This window comes from Paenibacillus sp. ATY16 (assembly GCF_003399985.2).
Lineage (GTDB): Bacteria > Bacillota > Bacilli > Paenibacillales > Paenibacillaceae > Pristimantibacillus > Pristimantibacillus glycanilyticus.
In genome coordinates this window covers 342,091-355,744 of sequence record NZ_NMOK02000052.1, presented here as the reverse complement: position 1 = coordinate 355,744, position 13,654 = coordinate 342,091, and the positions used below count along the sequence as shown (strand labels likewise).

At 51.4% G+C, this 13,654-nt stretch carries 13 protein-coding genes; 6 read left to right on the top strand and 7 right to left on the bottom strand.

Features of this window, described 5'->3' with window-relative positions:
- Nucleotides 1–144 precede the first annotated feature (144 nt).
- Complete coding sequence (locus CFI03_RS27350; RefSeq protein ID WP_248761845.1) at nt 145–996, top strand: AraC family transcriptional regulator; 852 nt, start codon at nt 145–147, stop codon at nt 994–996.
- Between the two features lie 25 nt (nt 997–1,021).
- Here the strand turns inward: CFI03_RS27350 and CFI03_RS27345 are convergent, their stop codons facing one another.
- Together CFI03_RS27345 and CFI03_RS27340 are read right to left on the bottom strand one after the other, a co-directional pair.
- Nucleotides 1,022–1,597, bottom strand: a complete 576-nt coding sequence (locus tag CFI03_RS27345; protein ID WP_127495608.1) for a TetR/AcrR family transcriptional regulator — start codon at nt 1,595–1,597, stop codon at nt 1,022–1,024.
- 26 nt (nt 1,598–1,623) lie between these two features.
- Nucleotides 1,624–2,352 (bottom strand): MBL fold metallo-hydrolase, encoded by a 729-nt coding sequence (locus CFI03_RS27340; RefSeq protein WP_248761843.1) that lies wholly within the window; start codon nt 2,350–2,352, stop codon nt 1,624–1,626.
- Nucleotides 2,353–2,542: 190 nt separating this feature from the next.
- Here CFI03_RS27340 and CFI03_RS27335 point away from each other — a divergent pair, with 190 nt between their 5' ends.
- The 5 genes from CFI03_RS27335 (at nt 2,543) to CFI03_RS27315 (ending at nt 7,719) form a co-directional block, all read left to right on the top strand.
- Nucleotides 2,543–3,244, top strand: a complete 702-nt coding sequence (locus CFI03_RS27335; protein WP_248761833.1) for a response regulator transcription factor — start codon at nt 2,543–2,545, stop codon at nt 3,242–3,244.
- 11 nt (nt 3,245–3,255) lie between these two features.
- Nucleotides 3,256–4,371, top strand: coding sequence for a sensor histidine kinase (locus tag CFI03_RS27330; RefSeq protein ID WP_248761831.1), 1,116 nt, complete (start codon nt 3,256–3,258; stop codon nt 4,369–4,371).
- A gap of 122 nt (nt 4,372–4,493) precedes the next feature.
- Entirely contained in the window at nt 4,494–5,429 is a 936-nt protein-coding gene (locus CFI03_RS27325) for an ABC transporter ATP-binding protein (RefSeq protein WP_248761822.1), read from the top strand.
- Between the two features lie 15 nt (nt 5,430–5,444).
- Nucleotides 5,445–6,569 (top strand): ABC transporter permease, encoded by a 1,125-nt coding sequence (locus CFI03_RS27320; RefSeq protein ID WP_248761820.1) that lies wholly within the window; start codon nt 5,445–5,447, stop codon nt 6,567–6,569.
- A gap of 1 nt (nt 6,570) precedes the next feature.
- Complete coding sequence (locus CFI03_RS27315; protein ID WP_248761818.1) at nt 6,571–7,719, top strand: ABC transporter permease; 1,149 nt, start codon at nt 6,571–6,573, stop codon at nt 7,717–7,719.
- Nucleotides 7,720–7,777: 58 nt separating this feature from the next.
- Here CFI03_RS27315 and CFI03_RS27310 read toward each other — a convergent pair whose 3' ends face one another.
- The 5 genes from CFI03_RS27310 to CFI03_RS27290 form a co-directional block, all read right to left on the bottom strand.
- A complete protein-coding gene (locus CFI03_RS27310) occupies nt 7,778–8,824 on the bottom strand; it encodes a stalk domain-containing protein (protein ID WP_248761816.1) in 1,047 nt (348 codons plus the stop codon).
- A gap of 201 nt (nt 8,825–9,025) precedes the next feature.
- Nucleotides 9,026–9,853 carry an AraC family transcriptional regulator gene (locus CFI03_RS27305; RefSeq protein ID WP_248761807.1) on the bottom strand — a complete coding sequence of 276 codons (828 nt, stop codon included), beginning with the start codon at nt 9,851–9,853 and terminating at the stop codon, nt 9,026–9,028.
- A gap of 1 nt (nt 9,854) precedes the next feature.
- Complete coding sequence (locus tag CFI03_RS27300) at nt 9,855–10,718, bottom strand: sugar phosphate isomerase/epimerase family protein (protein WP_248761805.1); 864 nt, start codon at nt 10,716–10,718, stop codon at nt 9,855–9,857.
- A 30-nt stretch (nt 10,719–10,748) separates the two neighbouring features.
- Entirely contained in the window at nt 10,749–11,822 is a 1,074-nt protein-coding gene (locus CFI03_RS27295; protein WP_248761795.1) for a Gfo/Idh/MocA family protein, read from the bottom strand.
- A 15-nt stretch (nt 11,823–11,837) separates the two neighbouring features.
- Nucleotides 11,838–12,995 (bottom strand): Gfo/Idh/MocA family protein, encoded by a 1,158-nt coding sequence (locus tag CFI03_RS27290; protein WP_248761793.1) that lies wholly within the window; start codon nt 12,993–12,995, stop codon nt 11,838–11,840.
- Between the last annotated feature and the right edge of the window lie 659 nt (nt 12,996–13,654).

Below are 13,654 nucleotides of genomic sequence, written 5' to 3'. Positions count from 1 at the left end.
TCCTAATCACATCGTACCACCGCCGGGGGGCGTACCGCTTCTATCCGGTTATCGTTCATCTCGGGCCCATTTATATGTGGTTGGTGTATTTAAATGCCGAGCAGTATAATGAAACAACAGCTATTTCATCCATGGAGGAATCTCATGAGCGTTCTAGAGCGATACCCGCTTCCGATTGAAGCGATGTACAATACATCCCAGATTCCAACCGACTTTCATTCCCATCTGGAATATGAAATTTATTATTTTCACAGCGGCAAATGCAAGCTTCTAATCGGCGACAGCATCTATGAGCTGGCTCCGGGCAACCTTATTCTGATGAACGGGATGACTCTTCATTATCCGTCCATCGATAACCGCTACGAATATTGCAGGACGGTCGTCCATTTTGACCCCGCGTTTGCTTCAGGCTTGTTTCAGCCGCCTTTTCTGATCCCCCTGCTGCTCCCCTTCGAAAGACAGACGAATCGCCTGATCTCCCTGAGAGCCGAGGAGCAAGCAAGGATTGAGCCGCTGCTGGAACGGTTATGCCTGCTACGGCAAAGCGATGATCCGCTGTCGCATGACCGGTTAATCCTCTGTTTCCAAGAGCTGCTGCTGCTTATTTACGAATTCGCCCATATGCCTAGTTACGGGCAAGCCTCTGCGCCCGGCAGCATTAAGCAACAGAACGTCCAGAAGCTGATCGCTTATATCGAGGAGCATTACCGGGAGGATCTTGAGCTGGACGATATCGCCGATTATATGCATCTTAATAAGCACTACCTGGTGAAGATCTTCAAGGAAACGACCGGCATCACCTTGTTCCATTACCTGTATCAGCGGCGAATCAATCAGGCTAAAATGCTGTTTACGATGAACCCGGACCGTTCCATCACGGAAACCGCCTTTGAGATTGGCTTCAAATACGTCTCGCATTTCAGCCAAACGTTCAAAAAATTTACCGGACAATCCCCCGATGATTATCGGAAGGGGATCGCCCGGCCTCTTGAGTAAACGGATATTCGGATTATAGGTTGATTCAAGTACGGAATTGCTCCCGAATGCCGGCCAAATAAACCTTAAGCACAACCTGAATACTCTCGTCCAGATTTACCGGCAGTCCAAAGCCTCCGCTTCTCTCCAGCGTTGCGAAGCCATGCATAAAGCTTCGGAAGCCTCTGACGAGATGGATCGTATCCTCCTGCTTCATCTTATAAGCATAGTCCATCACCGTAATAATGAGCTGAATCAATTCTTCGCTTACTTTGATCAGCTCCGCGTCCTCCGTCTGCTGGGCCGGAAGCGTTGCCTCGTACAAGCCCGGATGCTCTCTCGCGAATCCGATATAAGCTAGCCCTATGGCAAAGACGGCATCATCGCCCGATCTTCCGGCCACGGCGCGGAGCAGCCGGTCATGCAAATTTTTGAGCCCGTATAAGGCAAGCTTCTCCTTAAGTCCGCTTAATCCGTCCACATGGTTATATAAAGAAGGAGAACGGATGCCAAGCTTCTGGGATAACGAGGCGAGGGTAACGGATTCGAGTCCGTTCTCGTCCGCCAGCTCGGCAGCCTTTTGTATGATGGTTGGCAGGTCCAATCCTATTCTTGGTGACATGGTCTATTCTCCCTTTCTAATGCTTACTAATGAACAATTACGGCATCAAGCTTGCGCGAAGCATCCTGAATGGCCAACTCCATCATCGCTTCCGGCTGAACAATCAAATCCCCATGACCAACGGCCAGCAAGGATGGCTTCAGCTTCAGCAGCTTCATTGCGCTGCGGAGCGATTCGATCTTATTCCAGGTCGCCATCGCGGGAAAAGGGAACTTCCACCGCACCTGCCCGCTTACCGCTATTCCACCGCGCACCTGAAAAGCATCTCCGGCAATCAGTGCATGGCTCCGCGAGTCGAGAAAGGACATCGAGCCCGGCGTATGGCCCGGCGTCGTTATTGCCAGCAGGGAACCTACGCGGTCTCCATCCTGCAGAAGCACATCCGGGCGCGTTGCGATTTTGCCCGGCTTAGGCACCCCGCCCCGAATTGGCGTTTCCGGCTCATTCGCGTCAAGCGAGCGGTCACCGTTAAGCAGTCTGGAATCACGTGCGGAAATATATACCGTCACATCGGTCAATTGCTTCCTCAGCGCATCCAAAGCTCCAATATGATCGCTATGGGCATGGGTCAGAACAATACGCGTAATCGGTTTGCCGATCTGCTTTGCCGCTTTCAGAATAGCTTCGGCATTGCCCGGCATCGCGGCATCGATTAGCGTCAAGCTCTTCTCTTCCTCCACCAAATAACAATTCACCGGAAACATTTTTGGCATAAAAGTAAGCTGATAAACTTGTTCATGACGTGTCATTCTCATTTTAATTAACCACCTTCGCCCATAAACTAATATCGTTAGTTTTATAATAACTAATGTCATTAGTTTTTGCAAGAGGCAAATTGAAAAAAGGGCAGCATATCGATCATTGATTGTCGGATTGAGCCCGATTGGTATATTCTTGTAACAACATGTATGCTACGCGAGCGAGTTCATAGGGAGGTCTTATCTGTTGAAAATAAAAGTGCTGATCGCGGACGATAATTCGTTTATCCGTGAAGGAATGAAGATTATCCTCACTACGTTTGACGAGTTCGAGGTTGTGGCCACCGTTGGAGACGGAGCGGAGGCAGTCGATTATTGCCGCTCACACGAAGTGGATGTCGCTCTTCTCGACGTGCGAATGCCGAATATGAACGGCGTCGAGGCAACACGTCTCCTGACCGAACAGACGAATGCCAGGCCGCTTATCCTTACAACATTCGATGACGATGAATACATTCTCGAAGCGGTGAGGTCGGGCGCCAGAGGGTACCTCCTCAAGAATAACGATCCCGAGAAAATCCGGGACGCCATAAAGAGTGTTTACAATGATCATCACGTTCTCCAGGACGCCGTTCTGAACAAGATCAAATCCAATCTGTTGACGGGCACGCAAGCGAATCCTCCGGCAACCCGCGAAGCACATAACAATCATGCTGCCGGATCCGCTTCGGATCGGATTAACCGCAGCTTGTTCACGGAACGGGAGCTCGACATCATGGCGCAGATCGCTAAAGGGTTGTCTAACAAGGAAATCTCAAAAAAGTTATTCATCTCCGAAGGCACGACAGCCAATTACATCACATCCATCCTGAACAAGACGGGTCTTGAACACAGGACGCAAATCGCGATCTATTATTTGACGGGCGAAGTCAAGCCCTCGGAAGATTAAGGAGACGCAACATGGAATTTTGGATCATCGGCAACAAGGCCGTGTTGCTTGTCTACGTCATCTTCGTCTCGTATTCGGTCGTGCGTGGAGCATCTCCCTGGGAGATACTAGCCTACTTATCTTACCTGTGCGTGAACATGGCCATTCCGATTCTGAGAAAGCAAAGACGGCTTCAATTGCTCGGATCGGCCCTTTCGGCCGTACTTGTCGTCGTGTTCGCCTTTCGTCTGAATACGGTTTTTATTCTTCTGCTGCCCGTCAATCTTTATGAGATTGTACTGATGTCGGGGGGAAGGAACCGATTCGCCCTGCTGCTTGGACTTGTACCGCTGTTTCTCATCCCGGAAGATGAGAGCCTGATTTATCTTCTCGCAGCTTCCTTAAGCCTTCTTTTCTACTATAGCTTGCGGGTTCATACGGAGAAGCTCGAGAAGATCGGCGGGGAGAGAGAAACGCTTCGCCTCGATCTGCAGCATTTGAAGCAGTCCCTTAGTATGAATAAGGAGTATATTCGCCAATCCCGGTATACAAGTAAGCTGGAAGAGCGCAATCGGCTGTCGCAGCAGATACACGACGAAGTCGGCCATGCGATGGCGGGTGCCCTCATTCAGATGGAAGCTTCCAGGCGCCTGTTCGGTACGAATCCGGATAAGGCATCCGAGCTTCTTGGCAACGCGATTACTATCTCCAAGGAAGGGCTGGAGCGGATCCGCCTTACGCTTAAAGACATGAAGCCCCGGTCGGAAGAGCTTGGCATCCACCGGCTTAGGCTGTTTGCGGACGAGTTGTCCGCCAATCACTCGGTGAACGCCACCGTCACGCATGAGGGAGATCTGGATTTGGTCACGCCACTGCAATGGAAGATTATCCATGAAAACGCGACGGAAGCGGTAACCAATTCGCTGAAGTATGGAGAGGCCACCGCCATCGAATTCGAAATTCGCGTGCTGAACCGCATGATCCAGTCCGTCATCGCCGACAACGGCAAGGGTGCTGAGAAAATCGTCAAAGGATTGGGCATCGTTGGCATGGAGGAGAGAGCCGCGTCCGCGGGAGGGACCGTCATTGTCGACGGCACAAAGGGCTTCCGCGTGACCACTCTCCTGCCCTTCCAGAAAGGCGGATGAAAGAACTCACGCTTTAAACATGAGATTTCTCATATACAAAGGATGAACTTATGCACTGACATGAGGTCATCCTTTTTTATTAAAATAAAGCCATAAACATTACCGAAAACGGAGTGATACGGATGAACGTATTGGAAATCCGCAACTTGACCAAAACATTCGGCGACTTCATCGCCGTCGATAACATGAATCTCAGCGTTCACGAAGGCGAAATCTTTGGCTTCCTCGGTGCGAACGGCGCAGGCAAGAGCACAACGATCAACATGATCTCCTCTCTGCTGCGGATCACGAAGGGCGAGATCAAGCTTCTCGGCAGAGACATCGTAAAGGATAACAAATTCACCAAAATGAACATCGGCATCGTTCCGCAGGATCTCGCGATCTACGAAGAGATGACCGCCTACGAGAATGTAAGCTTCTTCGCCGGATTGTACGGTCTCCGCGGCGCACTTCTTAAGGAACGCACGGAGGAGGCGCTGGAGTTCGTCGGACTCGGCGATAAGCACAAGGCTCTGCCGAAGAGTTTCTCCGGGGGGATGAAACGGCGCCTCAACATCGCCTGCGCCATCGCCCACCGCCCGAAGCTGATCATCATGGACGAACCGACCGTAGGTATCGATCCTCAGTCGCGCAACTATATTCTGAACTCGGTCAGGAAGCTGAATCAAATGGGCTGCTCGGTCATCTATACGAGCCACTATATGGAAGAGGTCGAAGAGATCTGCACCCGAATCGCGATCGTCGACCACGGCAAGATCATCGCGGAGGGCACGAAGGAGCAGCTCAAGTCAATCATCACCGATACGAAGGAGACTTGGATCGGCGTGAAGAACGCCGAGCGTCTTGACCTGGACGCACTGAAGCAAATCTCCGGCGTCAATTCCGTTCGGTTGGAAGAACAGACGGTCAAGATCGTATCACGAGGCGAAATTAACAATCTCAACTGGGTTATCCAACTGTTAATTCGGGATCAAGTCGAGATTAGTTCGATCGAAGAGCAAGCCCCAAATCTGGAGACGGTGTTCCTGACCTTAACCGGCCGGAACCTGCGCGACTAAAGGAGGACGAAGAACTTGAACGTGCTGAACATAGCGTTATTCGAGATCAAGAAGGACTTGCGGGATAAGCGCACGCTGGTCTTTATGCTTGCCTTTCCGATCGTGCTTATACTGATCCTCGGAACGGCGCTCACGAACGCCTTCCATAACGGAATCGAAGTCGGAAATATGAAGCTGCTTGTTAAAAATACCGCTCAAAGCCAGCAGCTGCAAAGCTATTGGAACGGCTTTGCTCAAGAGATCGGCAAAGAAGGCGTCGAGTTGACGCCAGCCGCGAACGGCATCAATGGCAAGGAAGCCGTTCAGGATAATCAATTTACGGCCTACGCGGAGATCGACGACAATGGCATTCACTTCTACGGAAGCAGCCGTGAGACGATTTCGAGCAATATCATCCAAGGCATGCTAACCTCGTTCGCCGACAAGTACAGCTTGGCCGCAGCAGCCGTAAAAAACGATCCCGAAGCGGCGCAAGCCATCATCGCGGAATCGACATCGGCCGATTCGTTCGTCCAGGAGTCCTCGCTCGACCCAGACCGTAAACCGGGCTCCATCGATTATTACGCGATCGCGGAATCGACGATGGTCGCCTTCTATGCCTGCATGTCGGCTAGCTCGCTCATTCGCGGCGAAGTGAAGCGGAAGACGGCGCTTCGACTAGCTGCGGCCCCCGTCGGGAAGCTGGAGATCTTCGCGGGTAAGGTGATCGCTAGCACCATCATCAACTTCCTATGCATTCTCGCGGTCGTCCTGTTCAGCAAATATGTGTTCAATGCGAACTGGGGCAATCATCTCGGCTCCGTGTTCCTCCTTCTGTTTACCGAAGTTCTGCTGGCAGTCAGCTTCGGCCTTGGCATCGCCTCCCTATTCAAAGACGATGCGGTCAACCCCGTCATAATGATCTTCGTTCAAGTGTCATCCATACTCGGCGGCGCCTACTCCCCTGTAGACGAGGCATCCGGCGTCTTCGGCGGAATCACGAACATCTCACCTCTTCGCTGGGCGAATGAAGCGTTGATGAACTTGATCTATAACGACGACTTGCATGCCGTGTTCCCGGTTATCGGGCTTAATACCGCGATAGCAGCAGCGTTCCTCACATTCGTCGCCATTGCGATGCGCAAACGGGAGGCGTTCTGATATGAATAACATTCTTTGGATTGCTCGCAGGCTGCTCCGCTCGACCTTCCGCAAGAAATCTAGCTGGATCGTCCACTTCGGGCTGCCGATCGCTGCCATCCTGTTCTCCATGCTAATCTACGGAAGCTCCAGCGACGGCAACCTGCACGTCGGTGTCCTCAACCAGGACGGCGACAATACATTGACTCAGGATGCGATTCATTTCGTAGAAGGGCTGAACAACGTGAAGATCACGATGACGGACCAAGTGTCCATGAACAAGGACATCGCCTCCGGCAAGCTGGATAGCGGCCTTATCTTCGAGGAGGGATTCGCGGACAGTGTCCGGGACGGTCAGCCAGCCCATCTGCGCCTCGTCTCCGCCAAAGGCGCGGAAGTGACCTCTTACGTGAAGGCACTGCTTGATAGCTACCTCGGCAACGTCGCCGCGATCGGTCAAGCGACGAAGAACGACGCGGATGCGTTCGACGCCATCTATGCGGATTACAAAAAGTCCAGCTTCAAGTTCGACTCCGAGTCGCTTAAAGATACAGCGAAGTTTAAGGACATGACGTATCAATCGATCGGCTTCCTGCTGATGTTCCTCCTCTTATCCGCTGTCAACATGAGCGCACTTATTCTTAAAGAGAGAGAAGATCGCACCTTCCTCCGCCTGCTCTCATCGCCGCTGTCGGCCCGGGGATTCGTGCTCGCAAACGTGCTGGTTGCCTTCATCATCCAGTTGCTGCAGATCATCGTTACGTTGTTGCTCATGACGTATGCCTTCGGCATTAACTCCGGTGTTCCTTTCGGAGATTTGCTTGGTACACTACTCCTGTTCTCGCTCGTCGCCATCGGTCTCGCCCTTCTGCTCACCGCGTTCTCGAAAAACAGCAGAAGCGCCGGCGCCTTGGTGACACTGATCATTACGCCGACCTGCCTGCTTTCCGGCTGCTTCTTCCCATCCGAGATTATGCCGGATACCGTTCAGAAAATCTCGAGTTTTCTCCCGCAACACTGGCTTCTCGACACGATTACGAAGCTACAAGATGGTCGATCACTCGGAAGTCTCGGGCTCAACTTGGCCATTCTCGTTGCCTTCGCTGCCGTGTTCACACTGGTCGCCATATACCGTTTCAGCCGCAACAACGATGTAAGGCAGTTTATCTAAGCACGCAAAAGCGCCATCTCCTGCTGAAGGAGGGCGCTTTTTGCATCATTCTTGTCCACTACTTAAATGCCGAGAAAGGAATAACGAACCTAGGAAAGCCCTGTGCAGCCCCCATTAACTCGCCTTCGGTGAAGTAAATGACCACTCCGTTATGAGTTAAGTAAAAGTCACGATTTGCCCCAATCGTTTCAAAAGGCGTGATCACGTCAAGCTTACGGTCTTTGATTTGTTTTTTTATCTGATCGTTAATGATCGTCACATAGTTTGCCTTACCTTCCGTCACGTCCTTCAAGGAAAGCTCCTTGCCCGTGTTCAGATCAAACGTATGAGGGACGAGATTATGGAGGTCATGCGCTCCGCCTGAATCGATGCCGTAATACGTGTAAAGACTTAGCTTTCCTTTCTCGTTATACGTAACTTCGAATTCTCCCTTAAGATTGCTGTTGCCGATAACATCATATTCGTTATGCTGGCTCGCTAAGGATATGGTCTTCTCAGCCTCTTGCTTCAACAGCGCATTGATTTTGGTCTGTACTTCCGTATTTCCCATGCCGGAGATCACAGGGTAATAAACGAATCGCTTCTTGCCGCCGCTATTATCGCTTAACGAGTGAGCTTGGATCGTCAACTTATTCTCGGCAATGGCTTTAATGCCGATTTGCTTGGAAGCTGAGGTGTACGTCACTTCATAGCCCATGCGTTCTAACAAGAAGCGCAGTGGAAGATATGTCGTATTATCCTGTACAATCACTTGCTGGCCATTAATGAGTTGACCGTTTAACGTCACGGTTTTGTTTTTTAGATCCAGCTTCATGTTCCGGCTATGTCCGGTAACAGTAACCGATTGAGTCGTTTTATCGAAATTTGTTCCTAGTCCCAACGCCGTATTTAAGTTTCGCAATGCAATAAAAGTGGAGCCGTTGCTATTGATGGTACCGATGCTGCTCTTAACTCCCTCAATGCTAAAAGACTGATTTGTGATGCTGAATTTTGCGTTGGCCGCAGCCGCTTTCGCTTGACCCGCTGGCAGAGATAGGGAGATCGGGGAAACGAGTAAAGCTGCAGCAAGGGCTAGACCGAGTCTTTTTTGTTGTTTGAATTTCATGTATAACATCCCTTTCATAGAGGGGCATTACCCCTTTATTAATGTTCCTGCAAGTTGAAGTATAAAAGGTTCCTGTGTCCAACATGTGTATTTGATATGGATATCAGGAGAAGTTTTATGGACATCGGAAATAATAGTTCATTAATAATAAGGACAAACGAAAAAGAACCTTGATTTATCAAGGTTCCAAATCCGTATTATTTAAACCTGCACTTGCTCGCGCTTGCGGAACTGCTCCGGGGGCATGCCGGCATATTGCTTGAACAGTCTGCTGAAATGAGCCAGATGCTTGAACCCAAGCCGGAAGCATACCTCCGTAACCGACAGCTCCGGCTGCATCAGAAACAGGATTTTCGCCTCATTGATCCTTCTTGTATAAATATAATGAAAGATCGTGACGCCGGTCACTTCTTTGAACAGCTTGGAAAGATACGACTTGCTTAAATGCAGCCGCTCCTCTAGAAGCTCCATATTCAAGTCCTCGGTATAGTTCTCCTCCAGCACCGAAATAATGCGCTGCACCGTCGCTTCCTTCTCGGAGCTGTATTCCTGCCTGTTGCGGTTTAGAAGCGGCTGCTCGCAATGATCAAGGATCATATAGAGAAGATCCACAAACGCAAGCCGGAACCGGTTGTCGCCAACCGCATCGCCGCGTTTTTGGTAATCGTTCATTTTGGCCAGAATCCGTTCAACCTCCGCTTTATCCTCTCCCCGAAGCCGCAGCCGGTAATTGTTCAGCTGCTGAAACGGCTGAAGAATGTTGCGGGCATGCGGCAATTCGAGATAAGGCTGCAGCGAGGTCGGCTCGAAATGGATGATTGAACGGATGTATTCTACCGATGGATCCGCCTTGGCGCAATGCAGCGTCATGCCGTACATCAGGATTAAATCACCCGGAGCAAGCTCGTAAATCTGGTCGCCGATCAGATAGTTGCATTTGCCGCTATGGAAGTAATAAACCTCGTAATGCATGTGGGAGTGAAAAAACGGCTCGATCGGCTGGTCTGACCAGTAATGCAAATCCAGCATGTTAACCCTCGGCTTGCAGCAGCTCACGCATATATTGAACAAAATGCTTCAACATTTGCTGAGTCTCAGGGAATTGACCGCTGAAATCCTCAACGCCGAGATAACCGTCGTAACCTACCGCTTTCAAGTCGGCAATAACCTGCTTCCAAGGCACAATACCTTCCTTGACGCCGCTCCATTCCGACTTCCACTTCACGCTTCCGTCTTCGGCCGTCCCGTCCGTTGCGAAGGCAGCGTTCTTCACATGGACATGGGCGAGGTAAGGACCAAGAATCTCCATTCCCATCCGGTAGTTCTCAAATCCTTCATGCACCATATTGCCCGGATCGTACAATACGCCGATAAAGGATGGATCAAGGCCTTCGACAAGGCGGTAAGCGGCCGATGCGCTTGGCGCGATTGTCTGATGGTGAGTTTCTACAAGACCTTTAATGCCGTATTGGCGGCATAAGCCTTCCGCATCCTTCAAATATTGACGCGCCAAGGCGAACAGCTCGCCGAATGGACGGGAACGATCGTAACCCGGAACGCCAAGGCGGATAAATTGCGCCCCTACACGCTTTGCTTTACGGAGTACATCCTCCGTTGCCTCCAGATCGCCTGCCGTCAAATAAGGCGTTACGCTGATCGAGCTTAAGCCATGCGCAGCCGCGGCTTCGCGGAATTGATCCGCCATTTCTTCGCCGCCGGAAGGAAGCAGCGTGCAAAGGTTATTGCCCCAGAAGGACGGCTTTTGCTCGGACGCATTCTCGGGAGCTTCCTTGTAACGCCATTCAATGCCGTCGATGCCGGCCTCGCTTGCTACGCGTACCAGTTCCTCGGGAGATAACTCCGGCGTTGCTACTGTAAAGATGGACAGCTTCATATCGGAATCCTTCTTTCGCTTTTAGTTGTTCTATTCGACTTTAACTGCTTGTCTCTGCGCTTCGAGGCATAGCTCGGCCGCCTTAAAGGTATGCTCCTGCGGCATCGCGAGATCCGTGCCGTTCAAGATATCCAGGATGAGTGCGCCAAAGTAAGGGAAGCCGACTTGATCCTTCACTTCGATTTTATGCTCGCCTTCGCCGTTCACGAGGAATAGATGATCGCCCGTATTGCTTCTTGCGATATCCACGTATTTGCGGAGCTCGATGTATCCGTTTGTGCCGAGAATCATCGTTCTGCCGTCTCCCCAAGTAGACAAGCCGTCCGGCGTGAACCAGTCCACGCGGAAGTAGTTGGTTGCCCCGTTATCGCCGATAAGAGTAGCATCCCCGTAATCCTCAAGCTCCGGATACTGCTTGTTATTATAGTTAGCTACCTTGCTGCTTTGTACTTTAGCATCCTTAGCGCCAGTGTAATACAGGAACTGTTCGATCTGATGGCTGCCGATATCGCAAAGGATGCCGCCGTATTTTTCCTTTTGGAAAAACCACTCCGGGCGCATATGCGCGTTAAGGCGGTGCGGCCCTAAGCCGATCACCTGCAGAACGCGGCCAATCGCGCCGTCTTTAATAAGCTGCCCCGCGAATTCCGCGCTTTCCACGTGAAGGCGCTCGCTGTAATAAACCGAATATTTTTTGCCCGTCTCGGAAGCGGTCTTCTTGGCATCGGCCAATTGATCCAGCGTCGTGAACGGAGCCTTGTCGGTAAAATAATGCTTGCCATGCTGCATAACCTTCACGCCAAGCGGCCCGCGCTCGTTCGTTACGGCTGCCGCCGCAACCAGCTGCACTTCCTGATCCTGTAGGATTTGCTCCTGCGAAAGGGCAATTTGTACTTCCGGATACGCGCGGCAGAATACTTCCACCTTCGCCGGATCGGGATCATACACCCATTTCAAAGTGCCGCCCGCTTCGCGGAGGCCGTTGCACATTCCGTATATGTGTCCATGGTCAAGTGACATCGCGGCAAAGATAAACTCGCCTTGCGATACGACTGGACGCGGCTTTCCTTGCGGCGCGTAATTCATTCCGTTAGCTTTCGACATTGTTAGGCCTCCTGATTAGTGCGTGCCGGTAACATCCAGCGTATGGTATTCGTTCGCGTTTTTCTTCGAATCGGATTTGGCGATTTGCTCCTGAAGCTTGTCATAGAACAGATCCTCGTCAATCGGCAGGTCAACCCAATTATCCGTCCAAGTGGATAGCAGCATCGCGTTCGAGATCATCAGGCCTTTGATGCCTTCTTCGCCAGGCGCGATAAGAGCAGTTCCCTTATTGATGGCATCCGCCCAGTTTTGCGTAATTTCCTGATGGCTGCCGCCGCTGCCGGTAATCGGAATTTCGAATTTCCAGCATTCCGGCTGGCCAAAGCCGCCTGTGTAAGTCTCGTTGAATTCGGATTCCGATACGCGCAGGCGATGGAAGGTCAGCTTGTTGTCTTCGATCACGATTTTGCCGCGGTCGCCCGAAATCTCAAAACGGTTCGTACCCGGCGATTCAAATGTCGAAGTTACGAATACGCCCGTAGCGCCGTTCTCGTATTCGACATAAGCCGTAACGTCGTTCTCGACTTCGATGTCGCGGTGCTTGCCGAACTGGCAAAATGCGCGGACTCGTTTGGGCATAAGGCCCGTTGTCCACTGCCACAGGTCCAGCTGATGCGGATCCTGGTTAATCAGAACGCCGCCGCCTTCGCCGGCCCAAGTCGCGCGCCAGCCGCCGGAATTATAGTAGCTTTGCGAACGGTACCAGTCCGTAATAATCCAGTTCGTGCGGCGAATCTCGCCCAGCTCGCCGGAAGCAATAAGCTCTCTCAGCTTCGCGTACAACGGATTCGTGCGCTGGTTGTACATGATGCCGAATACTTTATCGCTCTTCGCGGCAGCTTCGTTCATCTCCCGTACGGTACGAGTATAGACGCCCGCTGGTTTTTCAATCAATACATGAAGTCCTGCGTTTAAAGCAGCGATTGCCTGCTCCGGGTGATCGTAATGCGGCGTACAGATAATTACGCCGTCAACCGTGCCCGATTCGAACATTTCCTGCGGGCTCAAAAACCCTTGAATATGCTCGCCCCACTCTGCTTTCACCTCCGCCAGACGCTCCGGACGAACGTCGGATACTGCTGTCAATTCTGCGCCTTTAACGCCGCCTGTAATCAAATAACGGGCATGCCCCGTTCCCATGTTTCCTAATCCAACGATACCAATACGTACCATGATTACACCCTCTCCATGCTTGATGAAATAAGGAATCTCTTTCTCCATTCTAGCACGGGCCATTGTGAAAGCGCTTGATTCTAATGAGCCAATAATGGCTCTCATTTAACTGTGATTGTTGTGAAGGGCGAACCGGGTGGTGGCGCGGAGAGAGGCTGTGGCTTCTCTTGTGCTTCTGATTTAGGGTGAACTGTGACTTGGAGTATAGCTTGACTGTGGTTGAACCGTATTTAACCGTAGGGTCGCACTGCGAGAAAGCTTGGTCTTCGGCCGCTGTTGTTTTTGAATCTCCTGAATTTGACTGTAGTGGTTGAGATTCAAAAACAAAGGCGGACGCTCACGCTCCTCAGCCTCAAGCTCTCTCTCCGCGCTCTCACCCGGTTCTTGAAAAGGGATAATTATAAGCCACCTCATTCCACGGCGGCTTTTCTTTTTAAGGTCTCACTGCGAGAAAGCTTGGGCTAGGCGCAAGCGATTGCGCTGACACTACGCGAGAGCTTGCGCCTTCGGCCGCTGTTGTTTTTGAATCTCCTGAATTTGATTGTAGGTGTCGAGATTCAAAAACAAAGGCGGACGCTCACGCTCCTCAGCCTCAAGCTCTCTCTCCGCGCTCACACCCGGTTCTTGAAAAGGGATAATGTAAGCCGCCTGATTCTACG